General features: G+C 72.0%; 16 protein-coding genes, 1 tRNA gene and 1 pseudogene. 7 read left to right on the top strand and 11 right to left on the bottom strand.

Annotated elements, in window-relative coordinates; genetic code table 11:
• The first annotated feature begins 90 nt into the window (after positions 1-90).
• Positions 91-2847: a phosphoenolpyruvate carboxylase gene (gene ppc / locus ACFV1J_RS35740; RefSeq protein ID WP_385865359.1), complete on the top strand. Its 2757-nt coding sequence runs from the start codon at positions 91-93 to the stop codon at positions 2845-2847.
• Between the two features lie 78 nt (positions 2848-2925).
• Here ppc and ACFV1J_RS35735 read toward each other — a convergent pair whose 3' ends face one another.
• The 7 genes and pseudogenes from ACFV1J_RS35735 to ACFV1J_RS35705 all read right to left on the bottom strand — a co-directional run bounded on the left by ACFV1J_RS35735 (position 2926) and on the right by ACFV1J_RS35705 (position 8624).
• The gene (locus ACFV1J_RS35735; protein ID WP_385865356.1) at positions 2926-3450 is read right to left on the bottom strand and encodes a hypothetical protein; all 525 of its coding nucleotides are present in this window, start codon (positions 3448-3450) and stop codon (positions 2926-2928) included.
• A 91-nt stretch (positions 3451-3541) separates the two neighbouring features.
• Positions 3542-4132: an aminoacyl-tRNA hydrolase gene (gene pth / locus ACFV1J_RS35730; protein ID WP_385865354.1), complete on the bottom strand. Its 591-nt coding sequence runs from the start codon at positions 4130-4132 to the stop codon at positions 3542-3544.
• Between the two features lie 99 nt (positions 4133-4231).
• The gene (locus tag ACFV1J_RS35725; RefSeq protein WP_385865352.1) at positions 4232-4825 is read right to left on the bottom strand and encodes a 50S ribosomal protein L25/general stress protein Ctc; all 594 of its coding nucleotides are present in this window, start codon (positions 4823-4825) and stop codon (positions 4232-4234) included.
• Positions 4826-5049: 224 nt separating this feature from the next.
• Positions 5050-6024 (bottom strand): ribose-phosphate diphosphokinase, encoded by a 975-nt coding sequence (locus ACFV1J_RS35720; RefSeq protein ID WP_385865350.1) that lies wholly within the window; start codon positions 6022-6024, stop codon positions 5050-5052.
• A 73-nt stretch (positions 6025-6097) separates the two neighbouring features.
• Positions 6098-7555 (bottom strand): bifunctional UDP-N-acetylglucosamine diphosphorylase/glucosamine-1-phosphate N-acetyltransferase GlmU, encoded by a 1458-nt coding sequence (glmU, locus tag ACFV1J_RS35715; RefSeq protein ID WP_385865348.1) that lies wholly within the window; start codon positions 7553-7555, stop codon positions 6098-6100.
• 120 nt (positions 7556-7675) lie between these two features.
• Positions 7676-7746, bottom strand: a tRNA-Gln gene (locus ACFV1J_RS35710).
• A gap of 6 nt (positions 7747-7752) precedes the next feature.
• Positions 7753-8624: pseudogene (locus ACFV1J_RS35705) on the bottom strand (hypothetical protein).
• Positions 8625-8778: 154 nt separating this feature from the next.
• Here ACFV1J_RS35705 and ACFV1J_RS35700 point away from each other — a divergent pair.
• The gene (locus ACFV1J_RS35700) at positions 8779-10218 is read left to right on the top strand and encodes a sensor histidine kinase (RefSeq protein WP_385865346.1); all 1440 of its coding nucleotides are present in this window, start codon (positions 8779-8781) and stop codon (positions 10216-10218) included.
• A 94-nt stretch (positions 10219-10312) separates the two neighbouring features.
• Here the strand turns inward: ACFV1J_RS35700 and ACFV1J_RS35695 are convergent, their stop codons facing one another.
• On the bottom strand, positions 10313-10900 hold the full coding sequence (locus ACFV1J_RS35695) for an SUKH-3 domain-containing protein (protein ID WP_385865344.1): 588 nt from the start codon (positions 10898-10900) through the stop codon (positions 10313-10315).
• A gap of 8 nt (positions 10901-10908) precedes the next feature.
• On the bottom strand, positions 10909-11427 hold the full coding sequence (locus ACFV1J_RS35690) for a YwqJ-related putative deaminase (RefSeq protein WP_385865341.1): 519 nt from the start codon (positions 11425-11427) through the stop codon (positions 10909-10911).
• A gap of 385 nt (positions 11428-11812) precedes the next feature.
• Between ACFV1J_RS35690 and ACFV1J_RS35685 the strand changes: the two genes are divergently transcribed.
• The 4 genes from ACFV1J_RS35685 to ACFV1J_RS35670 all read left to right on the top strand — a co-directional run bounded on the left by ACFV1J_RS35685 (position 11813) and on the right by ACFV1J_RS35670 (position 18012).
• Positions 11813-12820 (top strand): SMI1/KNR4 family protein, encoded by a 1008-nt coding sequence (locus tag ACFV1J_RS35685; protein ID WP_385865339.1) that lies wholly within the window; start codon positions 11813-11815, stop codon positions 12818-12820.
• A 5-nt stretch (positions 12821-12825) separates the two neighbouring features.
• The gene (locus tag ACFV1J_RS35680; RefSeq protein ID WP_385865337.1) at positions 12826-15519 is read left to right on the top strand and encodes an SUKH-4 family immunity protein; all 2694 of its coding nucleotides are present in this window, start codon (positions 12826-12828) and stop codon (positions 15517-15519) included.
• 481 nt (positions 15520-16000) lie between these two features.
• Positions 16001-16939 carry an LCP family protein gene (locus ACFV1J_RS35675; RefSeq protein ID WP_385865374.1) on the top strand — a complete coding sequence of 313 codons (939 nt, stop codon included), beginning with the start codon at positions 16001-16003 and terminating at the stop codon, positions 16937-16939.
• Positions 16940-17103: 164 nt separating this feature from the next.
• Positions 17104-18012 carry a cellulose-binding protein gene (locus tag ACFV1J_RS35670; protein ID WP_385865335.1) on the top strand — a complete coding sequence of 303 codons (909 nt, stop codon included), beginning with the start codon at positions 17104-17106 and terminating at the stop codon, positions 18010-18012.
• Positions 18013-18033: 21 nt separating this feature from the next.
• On the opposite strand, the gene ACFV1J_RS35665 is transcribed toward ACFV1J_RS35670, so the two are convergent.
• Positions 18034-19665: an MFS transporter gene (locus ACFV1J_RS35665; protein WP_385865333.1), complete on the bottom strand. Its 1632-nt coding sequence runs from the start codon at positions 19663-19665 to the stop codon at positions 18034-18036.
• Between the two features lie 234 nt (positions 19666-19899).
• Between ACFV1J_RS35665 and mfd the strand changes: the two genes are divergently transcribed.
• Positions 19900-23448, top strand: coding sequence for a transcription-repair coupling factor (mfd, locus tag ACFV1J_RS35660; RefSeq protein ID WP_385865331.1), 3549 nt, complete (start codon positions 19900-19902; stop codon positions 23446-23448).
• A gap of 313 nt (positions 23449-23761) precedes the next feature.
• Here mfd and ACFV1J_RS35655 read toward each other — a convergent pair whose 3' ends face one another.
• Positions 23762-25285 carry a DUF2079 domain-containing protein gene (locus ACFV1J_RS35655; RefSeq protein WP_385865329.1) on the bottom strand — a complete coding sequence of 508 codons (1524 nt, stop codon included), beginning with the start codon at positions 25283-25285 and terminating at the stop codon, positions 23762-23764.
• Positions 25286-25536 lie beyond the last annotated feature (251 nt).

The following is a 25536-nucleotide window of genomic DNA, read 5'->3' as shown; positions in this document are numbered from 1 at the left end:
CGCCCGCATCAGACCTGCCCACGCGTCGCCCCCCACCACCCCTCCCAGCGAGCCGCGGAGCGACGCCCCTGATCGCCGCAAGGAGCACCAGTGAGCAGTGCCGACAACACCCCCGTCGAGACCGCGACCACCGAGCCCACCGAGGCCGCCGGCGTCGCCCTGCGCGCCGACATCCGCCGCCTCGGTGACCTCCTCGGCGAGACCCTGGTCCGGCAGGAAGGCCCCGAGCTCCTCGACCTCGTCGAGCGGGTACGCGCCCTGACCCGCTCCGACGGCGAGGCCGCGGCACGCCTCCTCGGCGACACCGACCTGGCCACCGCCGCCAAGCTCGTCCGCGCCTTCTCCACGTACTTCCACCTCGCCAACGTCACCGAGCAGGTCCACCGCGGCCGCGAGCTGCGCGCCAAGCGCGCCGCCGAGGGCGGCATCCTCGCCCGCACCGCCGACATGCTCAAGGACGCCGACCCCGAGCACCTGCGGAACACCGCCCGCAACCTCGGCGTACGCCCCGTCTTCACCGCCCACCCCACCGAGGCCGCCCGCCGCTCCGTCCTCACCAAGCTCCGCAAGGTCGCCGAACTCCTCGACCGGACCGACGCCACCGAACGGCGCCGCACCGACCTCCGCCTCGCCGAGAGCATCGACCTCATCTGGCAGACCGACGAACTCCGCGTCGCCCGCCCGGAGCCCACCGACGAGGCCCGCAACGCCATCTACTACCTCGACGAGCTCGCCCGCGGAGCCGTCGGCGACGTCCTCGAAGACCTCGCCGCCGAGCTCGAACGCGCCGGCGCCCCGCTGCCCCCCGGCACCCGCCCGCTCACCTTCGGCACCTGGATCGGCGGCGACCGCGACGGCAACCCCAACGTCACCCCCCAGGTCACCTGGGACGTCCTGATCCTCCAGCACGAGCACGGCATCACCGACGCCCTCGAACACGTCGACGAGCTCCGCGGCGCCCTGTCCAACTCCATCCGCAACTGCGGCGCCACCGACGAGCTCCTGGAATCCCTCCAGCGCGACCTCGACCTGCTCCCCGAGATCAGCCCCCGCTACAAGCGCCTCAACGCCGAAGAGCCCTACCGCCTCAAGGCCACCTGCATCCGCCAGAAGCTCGTCAACACCCGCGAGCGGCTCGCCGGCGACACCGCGCACGTCCCCGGCCGCGACTACCTCGGCACCACCGAGCTCCTCGACGACCTCACCCTCCTCCAGCGCTCCCTGCGCGAACACCGCGGCGGACTGGTCGCCGACGGCCACCTCGAACGCACCATCCGCACCATCGGCGCCTTCGGCCTCCAGCTCGCCACCATCGACATCCGCGAGCACGCCGACGCCCACCACCACGCCCTCGGCCAGCTCTTCGACCGCCTCGGCGAGGAATCCTGGCGCTACGCCGACATGCCGCGCGACTACCGCCGCAAGCTCCTCGCCAAGGAACTCCGCTCCCGGCGCCCGCTCGCCCCCACCCCGGCCCCCCTCGACGAAGCCGGCGCCAAGACCCTGAACGTCTTCCGCACCATCCTCAAGGCCAAGGAAACCTTCGGCGCCGAGGTCACCGAGTCCTACATCATCTCCATGTGCCAGGGCTCCGACGACGTCTTCGCCGCCGCCGTCCTCGCCCGCGAGGCCGGCCTCATCGACCTGCACGCCGGCTGGGCCAAGATCGGCATCGTCCCGCTCCTCGAAACCACCGACGAGCTCAAGATCGCCGACCAGCTCCTCGACGAAATGCTCGCCGACCCCTCCTACCGGCGCCTGGTCGCCCTCCGCGGCGACGTCCAGGAGGTCATGCTCGGCTACTCCGACTCCTCCAAGTTCGGCGGCATCACCACCTCCCAGTGGGAGATCCACCGCGCCCAGCGACTCCTCCGCGACGTCGCCCACCGGCACGGCGTCCGCCTCCGCCTCTTCCACGGCCGCGGCGGCACCGTCGGCCGCGGCGGCGGCCCCTCCCACGACGCGATCCTCGCCCAGCCCTACGGCACCCTCGAAGGCGAGATCAAGGTCACCGAACAGGGCGAGGTCATCTCCGACAAGTACCTCATCCCGTCCCTCGCCCGGGAAAACCTCGAACTGACCGTCGCCGCCACCCTGCAGGCCTCCGCCCTGCACACCGCGCCCCGCCAGTCCGACGAGGCCCTCGCCCGCTGGGACGCGGCCATGGAAACCGTCTCCGACGCCGCCCACGGCGCCTACCGCCGCCTCGTCGAGGACCCCGACCTCCCGGCGTACTTCTTCGCCTCCACCCCCGTCGACCAGCTCGCCGAACTCCACCTCGGCTCCCGGCCCTCCCGCCGCCCCGACTCCGGCGCCGGCCTCGACGGCCTCCGCGCCATCCCCTGGGTCTTCGGCTGGACCCAGTCCCGGCAGATCGTCCCCGGCTGGTACGGCGTCGGCACCGGCCTCAAGGCCGCCCGCGAAGCCGGCCTCGACACCGTCCTCGACGAAATGCACGAGCACTGGCACTTCTTCCGCAACTTCCTCTCCAACGTCGAAATGACGCTGGCCAAGACCGACCTGCGGATCGCCCAGCACTACGTCGACACCCTCGTGCCGGACGAACTGAAGCACGTCTTCGACGTCATCAAGGCCGAGCACGAACTCACCGTCGCCGAAGTCCTCCGCATCACCGGCGAAAAGGAACTCCTCGACGCCAGCCCCGTCCTCAAGCAGACCTTCCACATCCGCGACGCCTACCTCGACCCGATCTCCTACCTCCAGGTCTCCCTCCTCCACCGCCAGCGCACCGCCGCCGAACGCGGCGAGGAGCCCGACCCGGTACTCGCCCGCGCCCTCCTCCTCACCGTCAACGGCGTCGCCGCCGGCCTCCGCAACACCGGCTGACCCGACACCCCGCACAAACGGCGGCGGCCGGCCCCTTCACCGAAGGAGCCGGCCGCCACCGTTTCGATTCTCCGTGCACTACATCGCCGCGAACGCCGCACCCAACAACGCCACCCCCAACAACCCCATCCCCCACGCCGTACGCCGCAACCGCATCCCCCCGGCCACCACCAGCGCCGCCAGCAACAACGCCCCCGCGAACGGCACCCACGCATGCAGCACCCCCGCCGACCCCGTCCGCACCGCGTCCGACGTCCCCGGCTTCAGCACCACCTCGACCCGCTCACCCTGCTCCGGCGCCGCCGCCTGCGCGATCGACACCCGCGGCCGCGGCCGACCCGTCCCCGCCACCGGCACATACGGCCCCGAACACCGCTCACCCGCACACGCCGACACCGTCAGCACACCACGCTCCCGGCCCTTCACGAGCATCGCGTACTTCGCCGTGCTCCACGACGTCCACACCCCAGCCACCAGCAACAGCAGCGCCAGCAGCCCCATCAACCCCGTCCGGGCGACCAACAACACCCCATAGGAGCTCTCACCGAGCCGCCGCCAACGACTGCGTCTGACCGAACGGGTGCGCGTACTGCTCTTGGGCATGGCCGCGATCCTTGGCCATCCACCAGCACCCGGTCAACCTCCGACGACACTTCGTCAGCCCTGCCCCGACCCGTCCCCTTCGGGCACTCGATCACGAGTTGTACGTACCCTGCGCCCGCTCCAGACCATCCACGATCAACGTCTCCACCGCATCCGCCGCACGGTCCACGAAATAGTCCAACTCCCGCCGCTCCACCGACGAAAAGTCCTTCAACACGAAATCCGCCACCGGCATACGACCCGGCGGACGCCCGATCCCGAACCGCACCCGGTGATAATCCGCACCCAACGACTTCGTGATCGACTTCAGACCGTTGTGACCGTTGTCACCACCGCCCAACTTCAGCCGCAGCGCACCGTAATCAATGTCCAACTCATCGTGAATCGCCACCACATGCGCCACCGGCACCTTGAAGAAATCCCGCAACGCGGTCGTCGGCCCACCCGACAGATTCATGAACGACAACGGCTTCGCCACCACCACCCGGCGGCTCGACAACCCCGGCGCACCCAACCGGCCCTCCACCACCTGAGCCCGCGCCTTGTGCGCCTTGAAACGGCCCCCCATCCGCTCCGCCAAAAGATCCGCCACCATGAAACCGACGTTGTGCCGATTACCCGCGTACTCCGCACCCGGATTACCGAGACCCACCACCAGCCACGGGCTGTCCGCATCCGCCATCTGCACCCTCCTCCAACGGCACGACCGCCGCCCCGCGCCAACAGCACGGGACGACGGTCACCAAAAGAATCACCAGGGCACACCGGCCCCGGAAGCGAATCAGGCCTCGGCGCCCGCGGCCTCGCCCTCGGCACCCTCCTCGGCCGGAGCCTCCGCCTGCGCCGACACGACCTGCAGGACGACGGTCTCGTCCTCCACCGCCAGCGACACACCCGACGGCAGCGCGATGTCCTTCGCCAGCACCGACGAACCCGAGTCCAGACCCGCGATCGACACCGTCACCGACTCCGGAATGTGCGTCGCCTCGGCCTCGACCGGCAGCGTGTTCAGCACGTGCTCCAGCAGGTTGCCACCCGGAGCCAGCTCACCCTCGGTCTGGATCGGCAGCTCGACCGTGACCTTCTCGCCCTTCTTCACGGCCAGGAAGTCCACGTGCACCAGGAACCGGCGGATCGCCTCACGCTGCACATCCTTCGGGATGACCAGCGCGTTCTTGCCGTCGAACTCCAGACGGAGCAGCGCGTTCGGCGTCTTCAGCGCCATCATCAGCGCGTGGCTGTCGATCGCCACGTGCTGCGGCTCCGCACCGTGACCGTAAATGACAGCCGGAACCTTCGCCTCGCGACGCAGACGGCGGGCCGCACCCTTACCGAAGTCGTTCCGCAGCTCGGCGGAAAGCTTCACCTCAGCCATGACAGCACTCCTCGTATCTCAGAAACATCTGGTGGGCGTCACCCGGCCCACGACAGACCAGCTACGAAGAGCGCGTCGATAACGGACAACCACCCAAAAAAGGCGGCCTCCCTCGCCGAGCAACTCCACGAGTCTACCCGGCAGGAAGGCCGCCCCAAAATGGATCACACACGCCCGGCGGACGCGGGAACTACCCCACCCCACGGACGCCGGCGATCACACACTCACTGCTCCTCGAAGAGGCTCGTCACCGAACCGTCCTCGAACACCTCACGGATCGCCCGCGCGATCGTCGGCGCCATCGACAGCACCGTGATCTTGTCCAACTCCAGCTCCGAAGGCGTCGGCAGCGTATTCGTGAACACGAACTCACTCACCTTCGAATTCTTCAGCCGATCCGCCGCCGGACCCGACAGCACACCATGCGTCGCCGTCACGATCACATCCGACGCACCATTCGCGAACAGCGCATCCGCCGCCGCACAAATCGTGCCACCGGTGTCGATCATGTCGTCGACCAGCACACACACCCGGCCCTTCACATCACCGACGACCTCGTGCACCGTGACCTGATTCGCCACGTCCTTGTCCCGCCGCTTGTGCACGATCGCCAGCGGCGCACCCAGACGGTCACACCAACGGTCCGCCACCCGCACCCGGCCGGCATCCGGCGACACCACCGTCAGCTTGTCCCGGTCCACCTTCGCACCGACATAATCCGCCAGCACCGGCAGCGCAAAAAGATGATCCACCGGACCGTCGAAGAAACCCATGATCTGGTCGGTGTGCAGATCCACCGTCACCACACGGTGCGCACCCGCGGTCTTCATCAAATCCGCGATCAGCCGCGCCGAAATCGGCTCACGACCACGGTGCTTCTTGTCCTGACGCGCATAACCGTAGAACGGCACGATCACCGTGATGCTACGGGCCGACGCCCGCTTCAACGCATCAATCATGATCAGCTGCTCCATGATCCACTTATTGATCGGAGCCGTGTGGCTCTGAATCAAAAAGCAATCCGCGCCACGCGCCGACTCCTGATAGCGGACATAGATCTCACCGTTGGCGAAGTCAAAAGCCTTCGTCGGGACCAGGCCGACACCCAGCTGATGGGCAACCTCCTCCGCCAGCTCGGGGTGGGCGCGGCCGGAGAAGAGCATCAGCTTCTTCTCGCCGGTCGTCTTGATCCCGGTCACAGCAAATCTCCTCGAATCACAGTTTGCGTGCGCTCATCACGGTACGCCCCGCACGGCGCACCCGGTTGCACGATCACTGCTCGCCTTCCGACTCCCGGCGAGCAGCCGCAGCAGCCTGCGCGGCGGCACTTCCAGGCCGCTTGCGCGCGACCCAACCCTCGATATTCCGCTGCTGGCCACGCGCGACCGCCAGCGAACCCGGGGGCACATCCTTGGTGATGACCGAGCCCGCCGCCGTATAAGCGCCGTCCCCGATCGTGACCGGAGCCACAAACATGTTGTCCGACCCCGTCCTGCAATGCGAACCAACGGTCGTGTGGTGCTTCGCCTCACCGTCATAGTTCACGAACACACTCGCCGCACCAATATTGGTGAACTCACCAATGGTCGCATCCCCCACATACGAAAGATGCGGCACCTTCGTGCCCTCACCCACCGACGCGTTCTTCATCTCCACATACGCGCCGGCCTTTGAACGCGGACCAAGATCCGTCCCCGGCCGCAGATACGCATAAGGGCCCACATTCGCACCCACACCGATACGCGCACCCTCGGCAACCGTGAACGACACCACCGCACCCTCACCCACCGACGTATCCGTCAGCCGGGAATGCGGCCCCACCTCGGCACCCGACGCCACATGCGTCGCACCCATCAACTGCGTACCCGGGTGCACCGTCACGTCCTGCTCGAACGACACCGCCACATCCACGAACGTCGACGCCGGATCCACCACCGTCACACCCGCCAGCATCGCCCGCTCCAGCAACCGCCCGTTCAGCAGCCGCCGCGCCTCCGCCAACTGCACCCGGTTGTTGATCCCCAGAATCTCCCGGTGATCCACCGCCACCGCGGCCCCCACCCGATGCCCCGCCTCACGCACGATCCCCAGCACATCCGTGAGGTACTCCTCACCCTGGCTGTTGTCCGTCCGCACCTTCCCCAGCGCATCCATCAGCAGCCGGGCATCGAAGGCGAACACCCCCGAATTGATCTCCCGGATCGCCCGCTGCGCCTCCGACGCGTCCTTGTGCTCGACGATCGCCGTCACCGCACCCGACGCCGCATCCCGCACGATGCGCCCGTAACCGGTCGCGTCCGGCACCTCCGCCGACAGCACCGTCACCGCGTTCCCGTCCGCCGCGTGCGTCTCACCGAGCCGCCGCAGCGTCTCCCCGGTCAGCAGCGGCGTGTCACCGCAGACCACGATCACCGTGCCGTCGAGCACGACACCGCTGTCGCTCAGCTCCTCCAGCGCCGTACGGACCGCATGCCCGGTACCCCGCTGCTCGTGCTGAACGGCGGTCCGCACCGCCGGATCGATCTCGGAGAGATGCGCCCGCACCTGCTCACGGGCATGGCCGACGACCACGACGAGGTGCTCGGGGTCGAGCTCACGGGAGGCGGCGACGACATGGCCGACGAGGGAGCGGCCGCAGAGTGCGTGCAGGACCTTGGGGGTCGCCGACTTCATGCGGGTACCTTCACCCGCTGCGAGAACGACGACGGCTGCCGGGCGGTTGGCGCTCACGGGGATGCCCTTCGGCTTCTTGGCTACTTCGGGTGGTGGTCACCCGAAGGATACCGGGGCGTATTGCGGGCGAAACGACGGCGGGTCCTGATCTTGCGATCAGGACCCGAACTTTGCTTGCTCCCGGGGGAGGACTCGAACCCCCATGATCAGAACCAAAATCTGACGTCTTGCCCTTAGACGACCCGGGATTACCGCTATGTCCGATTTCGTAGATCGGGCGCGGTGGCAGCCCCTACTATGCCGTACCACCAGCCCTCGATGCGACGGTATAGCTCCGCACTTTGTAGCACTCGGACCACCAGGCAACCCCGGTAGGTCTCCCCGACGTTTTTGCGGACCGTCTTGGGGTTGTGTTTCTTGAGCGTCGTCTTGCCCAGGGTGGACACGTCGACGCCGACGAGCTCCGCCCAATAGCGTTCGGCGGCCGCCACGTCGGCGGAGGCGTGGATCATCACGCGGTAGCGCAAGCGATCCGGCCCTACGTCGAGCAGGCGCAGCCAGTCCAGGTAGAGCCGGATCATCTGCGGGTCGCTGTTGACGAAGATGACGTTTTCCCGGCGGGCGTACGGCTTGTCCTTGGTGCCCTCCGCCCAATAAAGGGCGATGCCGGTGAGGAACAACTCCCGGTCCGTGAGCGCCCCGATCTCCTGCGCGGCCTCGGCCTTCGTCCGCCGTCGTTCCTCCTCGCGCCGTCTGAGTGTTGCCTCCCAGCCGCGGCGGGCGATGGCGGAGGCCTCTTCGGGCTGCGCTTCCGTTCCGGTTTCGGCAGGTCCCGTACCCAGAGCGAGATCGAGCTCTTCGAGCAGCCCAGCTCGACCTGGATCCGGTCGTAGGTCATGCCCTGCTTGCGCAGCTCACGGGCCTTGGCCCGCAGGTCGTCCTTCGCGTTCGGGCGCTTGGTCCCTTCCGGGACCGGTACGCCTTCCAGGAGGCGGTTGAGGATGTCGTTGTTGTGGACGTGCAACCGGTCGCGGATCTGGCGGCGGCTGAGGCCGGCGCGGCGGAGGGTTACGGCTTGGTGGCGTAACGCTTCGTAGTCGTGCGGGGTCCGTCGGGTGTTCGGCATGGGAACAGGGTGACGGGGCACGACACGCCCAAGCATCGAAAACCTGGGCGATTCAACAGTTCGAGGGATAACCGAGGGTAAGGCCGGTATCCGGGCCGGCGGGCCTCCATAACAGGGCGGAGGAACGGGGGTGGGCCCCCGTAGGCTGGTCGGTATGACCGCGACGGGGGCAAGTGAAGGTGTGGGCGCGCGGGGTGCGCCGATAGGTGGGCCATGGTGGTGGACGCGGCGGCGCAGCGCCGTACTGGATGCGTCATTGGCGGCCGCTTCGACCGTGGAGTGCCTGCTGGAGGGCGCGAGTTTCGCGCACGGGGCGGATCTGCCGGAGCTGCTGGGGATGCTGCTCGGTCTGTTGGTGGGGCCGGTGTTGCTGGTGCGTCGCCGGTGGCCGGTGGCGGTGGTGCTGGTCTCGATAGCGGTGATGCCTGCGGAGATGGGCGGGCTGCTGAGTGTGGTGGGGCTGTACACGCTCGCCGCGTCGGATGTGCCGCGGCGGATCATCGCGCTGTTGGCCGGTATGACGGTGACGGGGACGTTGGTGACGACGTTCCTCAGCATGCGGCAGGACATCGCGTCGCAGCCGGACTTCAATCCGCCGGTGTGGCTGGTGCCGGTGATGGCGCTGGCGCTGGGTGTGGTGCTGACGGCGCCGCCGGTGTTGTGGGGTCTGTACGTCGGTGCGCGGCGGCGGCTGGTGGAGAGTCTGCGGGAGCGTGCGGACGGTCTGGAGCGTGAGTTGTCGCTGTTGGCGGACCGGGCCGAGGAGCGGGCGGAGTGGGCCCGTAACGAGGAGCGGACGCGGATCGCGCGGGAGATGCACGATGTGGTCGCGCACCGGGTGAGTCTGATGGTGGTGCATGCGGCGGCGTTGCAGGCGGTGGCGTTGAAGGATCCGGAGAAGGCGTCGAGGAACGCGGCTCTGGTGGGGGACATGGGCCGGCAGGCGCTGACGGAGCTGCGGGAGATGTTGGGGGTGCTGCGGACGGCCGAGGGGTCGGCGGCGAGGGGTGCCGCGGGGGCGGATGTGCCGGAGCGGCTGGCGGCGGTGGCGTCGCGGGTGCGGGCGCAGGAGGCGGCCGAGGGGGAGCGGGGTCCGGTGGGGGAGCGTTCGGGCGTGGAGGCGTCGGCGGCGGAGGGGGATGTGGACGGGCCGTGTCTGGACGATCTGGGGGATCTGGTGGGGCAGTCCCGGGCGGCCGGGATGGTGGTGGAGCTGTCGGTGGACGGCGGTGACGGTGAGGGCGGGGGCGATGCGGAGTCGGGTCGTCCGCGGTACGGGGCGCGGGTGGAGCGGACCGTGTACCGGGTGGTTCAGGAGGCGTTGACGAACGTTCACAAGCATGCGCCGGGTGCCCGGGCGCGGGTGCGGTTGGCGCATCGTGCGGGTGAGTTGGCGGTGCAGGTGGAGAACGGTCCGTGTGAGGGCGGGGCGGCGGATGCGGGGCTGCCGAGTGGCGGTAACGGTCTGGTCGGTATGCGGGAGCGGGTCACGGCACTGGGCGGGGTCTTCGTGTCGGGTCCGACGGATGCCGGTGGTTTTCGGGTGTCGGCCGTGCTGCCGACGCCTCGGCCGGTGTCGCAGGCCGCGGGCTGAGGTCCTGGGCCGCGGGCTGCTGAGGTCCTGGGCCGCGGGCTGAGGTCCGGGCGCGTCCTCCGGCCGTAGGCGGTCGGTCAGGGGGTGTGGTGGGTCAGTCGGCCCCGTGTGTGGACAGTCGGCTCGGTCGGGTGCCGAGGACGAGGGTGCCCAGTGCGGTGTCGAGGTCGGCGCCGAGGTACCAGTCGCCGGTGTGGTCGAGGCTGTAGACGCGGCCTTCGGTGTCGATGGCGAGGGTGGCCTGGGAGTGGACGCCGTCGTGGGTGGTGAGTTCTTCGCGGCCGAGGGGGGCGACGTCGGTGGCTAGGGCGCGGCCGAGGTCGCCGAGGGTGCGGGCGAGGTGGAGGCCGTGCAGGGGGGCGATGACGAAGGGGGTGGGGGCGATGTGGCGGCCGGGTCCGGGGCCGGCGATGCGCAGGCCGCCGAATTCGGCCCAGGCTTCGACGGCGGCGGGGAAGACGGTGTGGCGGTGGCCGGCGGGGGAGGTGTGGGCGCGGAGGGTGTCGGCCCAGTGTTCGGCCTGCTTTATGTCCCAGCGGCCGGGTTGCCAGCCGGCTTCCTGGAGGGCGACGTCGACGGCGGCGGGGAACCGGGTGGAGTCGGTGCGGCCGGGTCCGGGTGCGCGGTCGTGGGCGGCGTCGCGGGGTCCGGGGGTGCGCGGGTCGGGGGTGATGGGCGGCATGGTGGCGGTCAGCTCCCTGTGGGCGTCGCGCCGATCGGCATGACGCCGAAGTGGGCGAGGAGGGCGTCGCAGGAGCGGCAGGGTGGGGCGTAGCTGCCGTGCTGGGGGTCGCCGTCCTCGCGGATGTGGCGTGCGGTGATCTTGGAGTGTTTCAGGGAGCGGCGGGCTTCGCCGTTGGTGAGGGGCTTGCGGGAGGCGCGTTTGCCGCGGTTGGCCTCGACGGCGGTGAGGTGGCGGGAGAGCAGTACGGCTTCGGGACATCGGCCGGTGAAGCGTTCGCGCTGTGCGGTGGGGAGGGTGTCGAGGAAGTCCTGGACGAGGGGGTGGAGCGGTGGGGGCTGTTCGGCCTTGCTGGCGGTGCAGGTGAGGGTGTTGCCGCGTACGGACAGGGCGGCGCCGATGGTGGGGAGGATGCCGTCGCGGCGGTGGTGCAGCGTGGGCGGGCGGTGGGTGTCGGCGGTGCCGCTCCAGCCGATGCGGGGGTCGCCGGCGTCGGTGCCGGTGCCGTGGCGTGCCGTGGTGCTCATCCGTGCTGCTTTCCCTCCCTGCAAACCCCCCGGTTGCGGGGGTCAGCCTGCCAAATATGCCGGGTGTTCCGGTAGTCGGACAGCCTGTCGCGGTGATCACCAGGGGTTGACGGGGTGTCGGTCGGGGGTCAACGGGGCTGGTGGGCGGGGTGGTGTGCGGGGTTCGGGGGTGGTGTGCCGGCGGGTGACGTCGGTGTGTCGCGGGGCTGACGGGCGGGCGGCGTTCGGGCGGAGGGTTGGGTTCCGCGGGGTCGGAGCGGGGTCGGAGGTGCTGTGTCGGCGGCCCGGTGGGTGGCGCTGACGTGCGGGGGCGGGGGCGGCGGAGGGTGTTGCGGTACGGCATAGGCTGTGCCTCAAAGCCAGCTTCAGCCAGGGGGCAACCGCGATGACGACAGGTCGGCCAGGGCTGGGGGTTCCACCCGGCCCCCAGGCGGCGGGACATGCCGCGCCACCGAATGCGGCCTATGCCGGACAGGTCGTGCATTTTCCGGATCCGGTGCGTGCCGCGCGGTATCCCGCGGGGGTGCGGATGGACGGGCGGGGTTTCCCTGAGTTCACGCCGTACGCCCGGGCCGCGGCGGAGATCGCCGAGCCGCCGGAGGGTTTCGGGGTCGACGAGCTGCGGCTGACGGACTATGTGTCGGCGAACGCGGCGCTGCACGCGCAGGGTCATGAGCTGTGGATAGATGTCCCGTCGGTGGCCACGCCGCACGGCTGGACGTGGCACCACGTGGCCGGTACGCGGCGGATGGAGCTGATTCCGGTCGAGGTGAAGGCGCTGTTGCGGCATCACGGGGGGCTGGCGACGGCGGCGGTGGCGCACGACAAGCGCGGGACGCGGCCGTTGCAGGAGACCCGGCCGGTGCACTTCGGGCTGCCGCACCGCGATCTGTCGGTGGGGGAGGAGCAGGTGGTCCAGGCCGAGGAGGCGCTGGGGTACCGGCTGCCGGGTGCGTACCGGTCGTTCCTGAAGGCGGCGGGCGGCTGTGCGCCGGTGGGTGCGGCGCTGGACGCGGAGTTGGGGCTGTTGGTGGACCAGCCGTTCTTCACGGTGCGGGACGATGCCGCGGTCAATGACCTGGTGTACGTGAACAAGTGCCTGCGGGACCACTTCACCAAGGACTATCTGGGGGTGGCGTTCGCGCAGGGCGGTGTGGTCGCGGTGAAGGTGCGCGGTGAGGCGCGGGGCTCGGTGTGGTTCTGCCCGTACGACGATGCGCGGGACCGGGACGGCTGGACGGTGCAGGAGCGGGTGGAGCGGCTGTTGTTGCCGTGCGGGGCGGATTTCGACGAGTTCCTTCAGCGGCTGGCGGGTAATCCGCCGGAGTTGGAGGCGGTGGCGAACCTGATGGTGGACGGCGGTTTCGCGCAGGCCGTCGTGGTGGGGGGCTGATCGCGGTGGTGACGTTCGCGCAGGCGCAGGAGCGCGCCGAGCGGTGGGTGAACGGCGAGGTGCCGGCGGAGCTCCACCGTGAGGTGCGGGTGCGGGAGTTCGATCTGGGTTTCGTGGCCTGGGCGGAGGACCGCGAGGGTGGTCCGGCGTCGGAGGGCGGCCGGGCCCGGATGGTGATCGCGCGGGACAGCGGGGAGACCACGCTGTGGCCGGGGCTGCCGGTGGGCGAGGTGATCCGCCGTTACGAGGAGGAGTACGGCACGCCGGTGGACGGTGGGTACGGCGCTGCCGAGCCGCCGCCGCAGCGGATCGATCTGGAGGCCACGTCGTTCCTGCTGACGCCGCCGGAGTGGCTGCAGGAGGCGGCGGACTCGCTCGGCATCCCGGACCGGCGGGCCGGTGCGGGGACGGCCGGCGGCGCGGGGACCGCGGGGGAGGGGGCCGGTGCGGGTTCCGGTCCGGCGGCCCCTTCGGTGCCCCAACAGGCCGCCGCGCCACAGCAGTTGGCCGCCCCGGCCGCGGTGCCGTCCGCCCCGGAGCCCACCCCTGCCCCGCCGGCTTCGGGTGCTGCCGACGACACCCCCTGGGCGGCGGCGGACACGACCCATTCCGACGCGGGGCACGAGGACCGTTCGGTGGGGCTGCCGGCGACGGTCTTCGCGCCGCCGCTGGCCGGTTCCGACGACGAGGACAGCGTCCCGGCGACGCCGCGGGCGCGGCCGGACGCCAAGACCGAACTGCTACAGGGCGGCAGCCAGTTGCCGCGTACCCAGGTCGCGCCCGCACTGGACCTGCCGTCCGACCAGGGCGGCGGGCCCGGTGGTGGGCCGCTGCCGCCGCTGCCGTCCGCGCCGCCGGCCGTTCCGGTGCTGCCGGATCTGCCGCCGCCGTCGGGGCCGCCGGTCGCGGACGTCCCGCCGCCGCCCGGTGTCGCCGTGCCGGGGGCTTCCGGCCCCGCCGCGCCCCCGCCCGCCCCGCAGGCCGACACCGGTCGGTCCGGCGGGCCCGCGGCGTCCGGGCCGGGTGCGCCGGCCGGGGGTTACGTACCGACGCAGCTGGTCTCGCAGCTGGACACGGACGGTCTCGATCTGAGTGCGGTGGACGGGCCCGGCGGCGCCGACGGCTCCGGTACCGGCGCCGCGGGTGGCTCCGGCAGTACGGGTGCGCCGGGTGCCGGCGGGCCCGGTGGCGGGGTGCACGCCGCGGCGACGATGCTCGCCGACGGGGCGTCGCTGCAGGATCTCGTGGGTGCCGGCGGTCCGGGTGCCGGCGGTCCGGGTGCCGCCGGTCCGGCCGGTGCGGGACCGGGTGTGCCGCCGCCGCCCGCGCCGCCGGGCGTGCCCGGTGTGCCCAAGCCGCCCGGTCCGCCGGGAAGGCCAGGCCAGGGCGCGCACGGCGGTCCGGGCGCGCAGGGCGGTCAGGGTGCGCAGGGCGGTCCGCCGCCGCCCCCGCCGCCGCCCGCCACGGGTGGCACCTCCGGTGGTGGGGTGCATGCCGCGGCGACGATGCTGGCCAGCGGCGCCGCACTGCCCGGCGGCCCCGGTGGTCCGGGTGCGCCCGGTGTGCCGCCGGCCGCCGGTCCCGGTGTTCCGCCGCCCGGTGTGCCGGGTCCGCCGCAGGGACAGCCCGCCCCGCCCGGCCCGCCGCCCGGTGTGCCGGGCCCCGGTGGCGCGGCTCCCGGTGCGTACGGCTATCCGCCGGCGCCCGGTGGTCAGCCGACGGTCGGGCCGGGCTACATGGCGGTGCTGAGCTATCGCGCCCCGGACGGTTCGGAGCAGAAGATCGTGCGCCGTTCGGCGCCGGGTACGCCGCATCCGGAGTGGCAGCTGCTGCACGAGCTGCGCGGGATGAACGTCCCGCCGCAGCAGGTGCTGGAGCTGCACACCGAGCTGGAGTGCTGTGATCTGCCGGGCGGCTACTGCGCGCGGATGATCCGGGACAACTGGCCGCAGGTGCGGATCAGCCACACCGCCGCGTACGGCCGGGACCATGCCTCCCGGCAGCAGGGTGTGCGTCATCTCGTCGAGCACCAGGGCGAGTTGCACCAGGTCGCGGACGGTCCGGCGCGGCCGGCGCCGGTGCGGGTGCCGTTGCCGCATCCGTCGCAGGTGCCGCCGGTACCGCCGGTTCCGCCGCAGGTGATCGGGCAGGAGCTGGAGCAGTCCTTCGGGCCGCAGGGGATCTTCCGGTTCGACCAGCGGGCGGTGTCCCGGCACGGTGTGCCCGATGTGGTGGCGCAGATGCTGGTGTGGGCCGGGCTGCCGGTGGACTTCGGGCCGTTCTTCTGGGCGCAGGCGCAGCCGGGCCGTCCGGTGCCGACGCTGGCGGAGCTGGCGGCGGAGCGCGGGGTGCAGCCGGCGTCGGACGCCGGGTCGTATCTGGTGATGGGCAACGACTTCGGGCGTCAGCTGTGCGTCCAGTACGGGACCGCGAACATCGTGGCGGTGCCGATGGAGGCCGGTCCGGGCGGTCAGCCGGCCGCGCCGCAGTTCGTGAACTCGGGGCTGCCGGAGTTCGTGCGCTGTCTGGCGATGCTGGGCCGGATGTGGCGGCTGCGGTACGGGCTCACGCCGGAGCAGGCGGGCCGCTGGACGGTGGACTTCCAGGCGCAGCTGGTGGCGCTGGATCCGCCGGCGCTGGGTTCGCCGGAGACCTGGTGGTCGGTGCTGCTGGAGCAGATGTGGGACGGCTTGCTCTAGGGGGCGCGCGCGTCTGAGGCCCTGCGGTAGGGGGCGCGCCCGCCCTGGCCCTGCTGTGGCCGGTGCGCTCGCCCTGGCCCTGCTGTGGCCGGTGCGCTCGCCCTGGCCCTGCTGTGGCCGGTGCGCTCGCCCTGGCCCTGCTGTGGCCGGTGCGCTCGCCCGAGGGCCCGCCATAGCGGAGATCCGGGCCGGCCGCCTGTCGTAGGGGGCCGGTCGGTGGAACGGCCTGCCCCGGGGGCGGTACGAGGGCGCTCGACCTGCGGGCCGGGCCGGGCGCCCTGACCATGCCTGTATGGGCCGTCCGATACCCCCGTCGTGGCCGTCGCCGTGGTCTGCCTCGTCGACGACGCTGTACCGGGCGCGGCGGCCGCCGTGGTGGCACCGGCGGCGGATCGACCGTTCGCTGCGGGGGCGGCGCCCGCCGCGGCGCCGGGGGACGGGGCCCCGGGCGTCCCGGCTGTCCTGGCTGAGCTGGCTGCTGGTGGCGCTGCTGGTGCTCGTTCTGCTGGTGGTGGCGGGCGGGGCGGGGCTGTATGTGCGGGCGGGGCGGGAGCTGCGGCACGTCGATGCGCTGGGTGACTACGCGGGGCGGCCGGCGGCGGGCCGGGGCACGAACTGGCTGCTGGTCGGTTCGGACAGCCGGGCCGAGCTGACCCCGGAGCAGCGCCGGGAGCTGCACGTCGGCAACAACGAGGTGCGGAACACCGACACGATCATGGTGCTGCACTACGGCGAGCACGGTCCTTCGCTGGTCAGCCTGCCGCGCGACAGTTATGTCCCGGTGCCCGGCCACGGCAGCCGGAAGATCAACGAGGCGTATGCGGACGGTGGCCCGCGGCTGCTCACCCGGACGGTGGAGCAGTCGACGGGGCTGCGGATCGACCGGTACGCGGAGGTCAGTTTCCTGGGGCTGGTGCGGGTGGTGGACGCGCTGCCGGACGGCGTACGGCTGTGTCTTGAGCGGCCGCTGCGGGACGAGAGGTCGGGGGCGGACTTCCCGGCGGGCTGCCGGCGGATGAACGGCACCGAGGCGCTGGCGTACGTCCGGGCGCGGTATGCCGACCCACAGGGGGACCTCGGACGGGTGAAGCGGCAGCGTGCGCTGATCGGTGCGCTGGCGGACGGGATGACGGACTCCCGGGTGCTGCTCGATCCGTTCCGGCTGCGGCAGGTGCTGGACGTGTCGGTGGCGGCGCTGAGGGTGGATCAGCAGGCCGGAGTGGCCCAGTTGCTGGACATGGGCTGGGCGATGAAGCGGATCGCGGGCGGGGACGGGACCGCGACGACGGTGCCGGTGCACCAGCCGGGGGTGATGGTGGCGGGGGCCGGGTCGGTACTGCTGTGGGATGAAAACGGGGCGAGCCGGTTGTTCCAGGCGTTGCGCCACGATGATCCAATTCCGACTTCTGCCGATAAATAACGCATCCTGGTGCAGTGGGCCGGCCGGAGGGCCGCGAGGGTGCCGCCGCCGGCCGGTCCGAGGAGAAGTGCGCGCAACTGCACAGAGGGGCTTGAGGGATGAGTGCATCGGTTTCGCCTCACGGGTTCGAGATCGTACGGGGCCGTGGGTACCGGCCGGAGGATGTGGACCGCCGCTTCGAGGGGCTCTCCATCGACCGTGACTCCTGCTGGGAGCGGGCCGCGCGGCTCACCGTCCTGTCCAACGAGATGGAGGCCGAACTCGCCGAGTTGCGGCGCTATTTGGCGAAGCTGCCCCCGCAGACGTACGAATCCCTCGGCAGCGAGGCCCGGTTGATCCTGACCACGGCGGAGTCCGAGGCGGCGCGGTTGCGCGCGGAGGCCGAGGAGGCCGCCGAGCAGGAGCGGGACGCGGCCGACGCGCACGCCAAGAGGGTCCGGGAGTCGGCGGACAAGGCGGCGTCCGCGCTGCGCGGCGACGCCGACGAACGGGCCCGGCACACCGAGGAGGTGGCGCGGGACAACGCCATGAAGCTGGTGGCGGCGGCGTCCCGGGAGGCCGGGGAGCTGCGCGTGGAGGCCGCGGCGATGCTGGCGGACGTGGTCCGGCGCACCGACCAGCTGCTCGGCGACCAGGAGAAGCGGCAGGCGGAGGAGTGGGACGCGGCCGGGCGGGAGATCGCCGAGCGGGAGGCGGCGATGGAGCGGCTGGTGGCGGAGCTGGAAGAGCGGGGGGAGTCGCTGCTCGCCGCGGAACGCCGGCGCTACGCCCAGGCCGAGGAGGCCGCCCGGCACCACCAGGAGGCCGCCGAGGACCAGGGCGCCGAGCTGCTGGCGCAGGCCCGGGTCGCGGCGGAGCGCATCGAGCGGACCACGGAGCGGCTGCTGCGCGAGCACGACGAGGAGCGGGAGGAGCTCCGTTCCCACATGGCGCACGTCCGCAACAGCCTGGCGGCGCTGACCGGCAAGGCCCCGGCCGTGGAGGACGACGGTCCGGCGGACGGCCCCGGCGCCTCCGGTTCCGACGACGAGGAGACGGTGGAGACCCAGGTGCCGCGCCAGGCGGGCGGCTGACCTGCGAGGACTCCGGCCCGGCTAGGACGTGCCGGGCTCGGTCTCCGCCGTACGGGCGTCCGCGTGCACCGGGAAGCGCCGCGGGGCGAGCAGGAGCAGGGCGAGCAGGGCGAGCGCGGCGGCCGTGGCGGCGCCGAGGTAGACGTGGCCGACGGTGGTGGCGACCGCGCGGCGGAGGTAGTCGGTGGCGTGCGCGGAGAGCGCGCCGGCGTGCTCCAGGGCCCGGGAGACCGCGTCGAGGTCGCCGGGCAGGCCGGGGCGGATGTCGGCCGGGGCGTGGGCGAGGCGGTCGTTGAGGGTGGTGTTGGCGACGGCGCCGAAGAGGGCGGCGCCGACGGACTGGCCGACCTGGCGGCAGAAGAGTATGGACGCGGTGGCGGTGCCGCGCTCGGCGTAGCCGACGGACGACTGCACGCCGATGATCAGCGGCAGTTGGAAGAGGCCGAGGGCGGCACCCAGCGCCAGCATGATCAGCGCGGGCTGCCAGGCCGCGCCGGGGTAGGGCAGCAGCGGGAAGGCGAGCAGGATCAGCCCGGCCGCGCCGATGCCGATCAGGGCGCAGTTGCGGATGCCGAGGCGGTTGTAGACGTGGCTGCTCAGGGCGGCCGAGACCGGCCAGCTCAGGGTCATCACGGACAGCACGAATCCGGCCGCGATCGGGCCGAGGCCCAGCACCGCCTGGGCGTAGGTGGGCAGGAAGACGGTGGGGGCGACCATCAGCAGGCCGAGCGCGCCGAGGGCGAGGTTGACCGCGGAGATGGTGCGGCGGCGCCACACCCAGCCGGGGATGATCGGTGCGGCGGCGCGCCGTTCGATCAGGACGGTGGCCGCGCCGCACACCGCGCTGCCGGCGAACAGCAGCAGGGACGGGGTGGAGAGCCAGGCCCAGGCGACGCCGCCCTGGACGAGGGCGGTCAGCAGCAGTCCTCCGCAGGCGAAGATCGCCAGTGCGCCGGGCCAGTCCACCCGGGGCCGGCCGGCCGGGCCGCCGCCACTACGGTCCGCGGTGCGCCGCACCTCCGTGAAGTGCCGCCCGATCAGCCACAGCGCCACCGCGCCCACCGGCACGTTCACCAGGAAGATCCACCGCCAGTCCGCGTACGCGGCGAGCAGCCCGCCGAGCGCCGGACCGGCGACCGCCGAGGTGGCCCAGACGCCGGAGAGCCTGGCCTGGATCTTGGGGCGTTCCTTCATCGGGTAGAGGTCGGCGGCGATGGTCTGCACGGTGCCCTGGAGGGCGCCGCCGCCCAGGCCCTGCAGGACCCGGAAGGCGATCAGGGACGCCATGTTCCAGGCGGCGGCGCAGGCCAGTGAGCCGGCGAGGAAGAGCACGATGCCGGTGATCAGGATGGGCTTGCGGCCGAAGGTGTCGGAGAGCTTGCCGTAGACGGGCAGGGTGACGGTGACGGCCAGCAGGTAGCCGGAGAACAACCAGGAGAAGACCGCGAAGCCGCCGAGGTCGCCGACGATCTGGGGGACGGCGGTGGCGATGATCGTGGAGTCCAGCGCGGCCAGCGCCATGCCGAGCATCAGGGCGGCGACGACCGGGCCGCGCCGTTCGGCGCGGGCGTCCCCGGTGCCCGGCGCCGGCGTCCGCGGGCCGCCCGTGCCCCGGTCCGTGGGGCTGTCGCTGCCCCTGGTCGTGCGGCTCATGGGTCCCCCTCCGCTTCCGTGGCACCGTTGTGTGTAATGGGCACCGTTCCCGTCACAGCCTTCCATGCCGGACCGGGATACGGAACGGGACCAGGGCGGTCCGCCCCTGCCCGGGGCCCCGCCTGCTCGGGCGGCGGCTTGTCGGCGGTCGGGCGTATCGTGGGCAACCCCCGCCCGTGTGACGTCGCGGGATGTTCGCGTTGTTCGCCTCGCTTTCTGGGACGGAAGCCTTTCATGAGCCTGACTGGTCTGCTCGACGCCGTCGTACGGGACCCGGCGCTCGCCGAAGCGGTCCGGGCCGCGGCCGACGGACGCCGCCCGCACGTGGATCTCGTCGGCCCGCCGGCCGCCCGCCCGTTCGTGATCGCCGCGCTCGCCCGCGAGGCCCGGCGCCCGGTACTGGCGGTCACCGCCACCGGCCGGGAGGCCGAGGACCTCGCCGCCGCGCTGCGCAGCCTGATGCCGGCCGGCGAGGACAACTCCGTCGTCGAGTTCCCGTCCTGGGAGACGCTGCCGCACGAGCGGCTCTCCCCGCGCTCGGACACCGTCGGCCGGCGCCTGGCGGTGCTCCGCCGGCTCACCCACCCCAGCCCGGACGACCCCACCGCCGGCCCGGTCTCCGTCGTCGTCGCGCCGATCCGCTCGGTGCTGCAGCCGCAGGTCAAGGGCCTGGGCGACCTGGAGCCGGTCAGTCTGCGCACGGGGCAGACCGCCGATCTGGAGGAGATCGTCGACGGGCTGGTGGCGGCCGCCTACGCCCGGGTCGAACTGGTCGAGAAGCGCGGCGAGTTCGCGGTCCGCGGCGGCATCCTGGACGTCTTCCCGCCCACCGAGGAGCACCCGCTCCGGATCGAGTTCTGGGGCGACGACGTCGAGGAGATCCGCTACTTCAAGGTCGCCGACCAGCGCTCCCTGGAGGTCGCCGAGCACGGCCTGTGGGCGCCGCCGTGCCGTGAGCTGCTGCTCACCGAGGACGTCCGCCAGCGTGCCGCGGCCCTCGCCGAGCTCCACCCGGAGCTGGGCGAACTCCTCGGCAAGATCGCCGAGGGCATCGCCGTCGAAGGGATGGAGTCGCTCGCCCCGGTCCTCGTCGACGAGATGGAGCTGCTGCTCGACGTCCTGCCCAAGGGCTCCATGGCCGTCGTCTGCGACCCGGAGCGGGTCCGCACCCGGGCCGCCGACCTGGTGGCGACCAGCCAGGAATTCCTGCAGGCCAGCTGGGCCGCGACGGCCGGCGGCGGCGAGGCGCCCATCGACGTCGGCGCGGCCTCGCTGTGGGGCATCGCGGACGTCCGTGAGCGGGCCCGTGAGCTGGAGATGATGTGGTGGTCGGTGACGCCGTTCGCCTCCGGGGAGGGCCTGGCCGCCGAGGACGACGGCGACACCCTCAAGCTGGGCCTGCACGCCCCCGAGTCGTACCGCGGCGACACCCAGCGGGCGCTGGCCGACACCAAGCAGTGGCTCGCCGACGGCTGGCGCACGGTCTACCTCACCGAGGCGCACGGCCCCGCGGCCCGTACGGTCGAGGTGCTCGGCGGCGAGGGCATCGCCGCCCGGCTGGACGCCGACCTCCCCGAGATCTCGCCCGCCCTCGTCCACGTCGCCTGCGGCTCCCTCGACAACGGCTTCGTCGCCCCCCAGCTCCAGCTCGCCGTGCTGACCGAGACCGACCTGTCCGGACAGAAGGCCGCCGGCAAGGACGGCCAGCGGATGCCGGCCCGCCGCCGCAAGACCATCGACCCGCTCACCCTCGAAGCGGGCGACTACATCGTCCACGAACAGCACGGCGTGGGCCGCTACATCGAAATGGTGCAGCGCACGGTCCAGGGCGCGACCCGCGAGTACCTCCTCGTCGAGTACGCCCCCGCCAAGCGCGGCCAGCCCGGCGACCGCCTCTACATCCCCACCGACCAGCTGGAGCAGGTCACCAAGTACGTCGGCGGCGAGGCCCCGACCCTGCACCGCCTCGGCGGCGCCGACTGGACCAAGACCAAGGCGCGCGCCAAGAAGGCCGTCAAGGAGATCGCCGCCGACCTGATCAAGCTGTACTCGGCCCGGATGGCGGCCCCCGGCCACACCTTCGGCCCGGACACCCCCTGGCAGCGCGAGCTGGAGGACGCCTTCCCGTACGCGGAGACGCCCGACCAGCTCACCACCATCGCCGAGGTCAAGGAGGACATGGAGAAGTCGGTCCCGATGGACCGGCTGATCTGCGGCGACGTCGGCTACGGCAAAACCGAGATTGCTGTGAGAGCGGCCTTCAAGGCGGTCCAGGACGGCAAGCAGGTCGCGGTCCTGGTGCCCACCACGCTGCTCGTCCAGCAGCACTACGGCACCTTCACCGAGCGGTACGGCCAGTTCCCGGTCAACGTCAAGGCACTCTCCCGCTTCCAGACCGACACCGAGGCCAAGGCGACCCTGGAGGGCCTGCGGGACGGCGCCGTCGACATCGTCATCGGCACCCACCGCCTGTTCTCCTCCGAGACCAAGTTCAAGGACCTGGGCCTGGTCATCGTCGACGAGGAGCAGCGCTTCGGCGTCGAGCACAAGGAACAGCTCAAGAAGCTCCGCGCCAACGTCGACGTCCTGACCATGTCCGCCACCCCCATCCCCCGCACCCTGGAGATGGCGGTGACGGGCATCCGCGAGATGTCCACCATCACCACCCCGCCCGAGGAGCGGCACCCGGTCCTGACCTTCGTCGGCCCGTACGAGCAGAAGCAGATCGGCGCCGCCATCCGCCGCGAACTGCTCCGCGAGGGCCAGGTCTTCTACATCCACAACCGCGTGGAGTCCATCGACCGCGCCGCCGCCCGCCTCCGCGAGATCGTCCCCGAGGCCCGGATCGCCACCGCCCACGGCCAGATGTCGGAGACCGCCCTGGAACAGGTCGTCGTCGACTTCTGGGAGAAGAAGTTCGACGTCCTGGTCTCGACCACGATCGTCGAGTCCGGCATCGACATCTCCAACGCCAACACCCTGATCGTCGAGCGCGGCGACAACTTCGGCCTCTCCCAGCTGCACCAGCTCCGCGGCCGGGTCGGCCGCGGCCGCGAGCGCGGCTACGCGTACTTCCTCTACCCGCCCGAGAAGCCACTGACCGAGACGGCCCACGAGCGCCTCGCCACGATCGCCCAGCACACCGAGATGGGCGCCGGCATGTACGTCGCCATGAAGGACCTGGAGATCCGCGGTGCGGGCAACCTCCTCGGCGGTGAGCAGTCCGGCCACATCGCCGGCGTCGGCTTCGACCTGTACGTACGGATGGTCGGCGAGGCGGTCGCCGACTACCGCGCCTCCCTCGAAGGCGGCGTGGAGGAGGAACCGCCGCTCGAAGTGAAGATCGAGCTCCCCGTCGACGCACACGTCCCGCACGACTACGCCCCCGGCGAGCGGCTGCGCCTCCAGGCGTACCGTGCGATCGCTTCCGCGAACTCCGAGGAGGACATCGCCGCGGTCCGCGAGGAACTGACCGACCGCTACGGCAAGTTGCCCGAACAGGTCGAGAACCTCCTGCTCGTCGCCGGCCTCCGGATGCTCGCCCGGTCCTGCGGCGTCTCGGACATCACCCTCCAGGGCGCCAACATCCGCTTCGGCCCGGTCGAACTCCGTGAGTCCCAGGAACTCCGCCTGAAGCGGTTGTACCCCCGTACGGTCCTCAAGCCAGCCACTCACCAGATCCTGGTCCCGCGTCCCACGACAGCCAAGATCGGCGGCAAGCCGGTGGTGGGGCGTGAACTGCTGGCCTGGGTGGGCGAGTTCCTCACGACGGTCTTGACGTAGGCGTACGTACTCGGCTTTCCCGCCGCGGGGGTTGGGGTTCTTCCGCCTTCGGCGGGCGTGGGGGTTCGGGCCGGGGGCGCCTGGTCTTTGACTTTTCTCCCCACCGGGCGGGGGCGCGGAATCCGGCGGGAGGGTGGGGGCCGGAGGGGGCGGGTTTCCGGACGTAAAGCGAAGCAGTCCGGAAAGGCGCCCCCGGAGGACCACACCCGGCACCACCCACCAAGCGAGCGCCCCCCGGCCCAACCAACCCCTCCCGCCGAAGGCGGGAAAGACAGCAACCCCCACGGCGGGCAAGCCGAAAACGTGGGGCGGCTCAGGGCCCCGTACGGCGGAGCACCAGGACATCCGCGGCGCCGCCAAGAACGACATAGTGAGCCCGCGGATGCCGGGCAACCGCATCCGCGACCGCCTGGCGCACCGTGTGCCCGTCCCGTAGCTGGACCGCGATGTAGCCGGGCGCCAAGCCCCCCGTGTCGCCGAGCCAGTAGACCCGGGTGTGGTCGGTGAGGCGGCTCAGCGGGCGTATGTCGGATTCGACGGTCGCGCCGTCGGGGATCCGGGAGAGCAGCCGCGCGGCGGCCGCGACGTCCGGCGGTGTGCGGTACGTCGCGGACTCCGTGAGCCGCGCCAGCGGCAGGTTGGCGGTCAGTGCGAGGGCCGCGGCGAGGAGGGCGGCCGGCAGGTGGTGGGCGTAGGAGCGCAGCCAGGGCCGGGCGGAGATCCGGGCGCGGGGGAGCGCGTCGATCAGGGCCAGGAAGACCACCGGCATCAGGACGGCGTTGTAGTGCCAGTCGATGCCCCAGTAGTGGGGTTCGTGGGAGAGGAACCGCCAGCCCAGGGTGGGCAGCGCGACCAGCAGGAGCGGGGAGCGCAGGGCGAGCAGTCCGGTGGTGGGGAGCAGTACCCACAGGGTGGTGCGCAGCGCCGTGTCGAGGGGGATCGTCGCGCCGCCGCCGTCGGCGCCGAACTTGCTCCAGTAGTCGTACGAGCCGGAGCCGTTGAAGGCGGGGATGAGGACGCCGAGGGTCAGGGCGGCGGCGCCGAGGCCGAAGCCGACCAGGGCGATGGGAAGGGGGCTCGCCCGCCGGGTGCGCAGCAGGGCGAGGGCCCCGATGGTGGCGGCGGTGACGCCCAGGTCCTCCTTGACCAGGACCAGCGGCGCCGCCCAGCACACCGCCGCGGTCCAGCGGCCGCGGAGCACCGCTTCGAGGGCGAAGGCCAGCAGCGGCAGGGCGAACGCGATCTCGTGGAAGTCGAAGTCGACGGCCTTCTGGAGCCCCCAGGAGGTGCCGTACGCGATGCCGAGGGCGAGGCCGGGGAGGCGGCCGAGGGCGCGGGCCGCGGCGCGGGTGACCGGTATGACGGACACCGCGAACAGCGCGGCCTGGGCTATCAGCAGGGTCAGTGAGGAGGGGAAGAGCCGGTAGAGCGGGGCGAGCAGGACCAGTACGGGGCTGAAGTGGTCGCCGAGGATGTTGGTGCCGGGGCCCTTGAGGTCGACGATCGGTGCCCGGAAGTGGGCGTAGCCGCGTATGGCCTGTTCGAAGATGCCCAGGTCCCAGGAGGACGTGGACAGGGTCTGGAAGCGGTGGACGCCGAGCAGCGCGAAGGCGAGGAAGAAGAGGAGGGCGGCCCAGTAGGGGTCGAGGCGGGGGACGCGCAGCGGGGCGGTCCGGTCGCTCAGGCTGCGGGCGGTGCGCCGGAGGGGGCCGGGGGGCGTTCCGGGGGTGGCGGCCGCGGCCGGGTCGGCGGCGGTCCGGGGCGGCGGCACGGTGTGGCCGTCCTGCCCCAGGTCCCGTCCGGGGGCACCCCCGGCCGTTGCGGCGGCCGTGTCCATCAGGGTCCTCACTCACTCTCAACTGCCGGAAAGGTACCTGACGCGGCCGGCGCGGAGGCCGGGCGCCCGTCGGGCAGTGAGTCAGACGCCGCGCCGGCACGGTCCGTTCCCGCCGGCCGGACGGCGGCCGGGCCGCCGCCCGCGGGCGGGGGGGGGGGCGCGGGGGGGGCGGGCGGGGGGGGGCCCCCCGGGGGCGCGGCCGCCCCGGCCCCGAGCCCGGGGGCGCGCGCGGGCGCGGAAAAAAAAAACAC

This window comes from Streptomyces sp. NPDC059649, from assembly GCF_042734445.1.
In the GTDB taxonomy this organism is placed as follows: Bacteria; Actinomycetota; Actinomycetes; order Streptomycetales; family Streptomycetaceae; genus Streptomyces.
The sequence above is the reverse complement of the archived record's forward strand: the minus strand, read 5'-3'. Positions and strand labels throughout refer to the sequence as shown.

Bases quoted from the DNA above. Each gene is read 5' to 3' on its own strand.
- ACFV1J_RS35700 (WP_385865346.1), top strand. From the start codon at position 8,779: ATGACCGCGACGGGGGCAAGTGAAGGTGTGGGCGCGCGGGGTGCGCCG.
- mfd (WP_385865331.1), top strand. From the start codon at position 19,900: ATGAGCCTGACTGGTCTGCTCGACGCCGTCGTACGGGACCCGGCGCTC.
- ACFV1J_RS35690 (WP_385865341.1), bottom strand. From the start codon at position 11,427: ATGAGCACCACGGCACGCCACGGCACCGGCACCGACGCCGGCGACCCC.
- ACFV1J_RS35685 (WP_385865339.1), top strand. From the start codon at position 11,813: ATGACGACAGGTCGGCCAGGGCTGGGGGTTCCACCCGGCCCCCAGGCG.
- ACFV1J_RS35655 (WP_385865329.1), bottom strand. From the start codon at position 25,285: ATGGACACGGCCGCCGCAACGGCCGGGGGTGCCCCCGGACGGGACCTG.
- ACFV1J_RS35665 (WP_385865333.1), bottom strand. From the start codon at position 19,665: ATGAGCCGCACGACCAGGGGCAGCGACAGCCCCACGGACCGGGGCACG.
- pth (WP_385865354.1), bottom strand. From the start codon at position 4,132: ATGGCGGATGCGGACAGCCCGTGGCTGGTGGTGGGTCTCGGTAATCCG.
- ACFV1J_RS35735 (WP_385865356.1), bottom strand. From the start codon at position 3,450: ATGCCCAAGAGCAGTACGCGCACCCGTTCGGTCAGACGCAGTCGTTGG.
- ACFV1J_RS35695 (WP_385865344.1), bottom strand. From the start codon at position 10,900: ATGCCGCCCATCACCCCCGACCCGCGCACCCCCGGACCCCGCGACGCC.
- ACFV1J_RS35725 (WP_385865352.1), bottom strand. From the start codon at position 4,825: ATGGCTGAGGTGAAGCTTTCCGCCGAGCTGCGGAACGACTTCGGTAAG.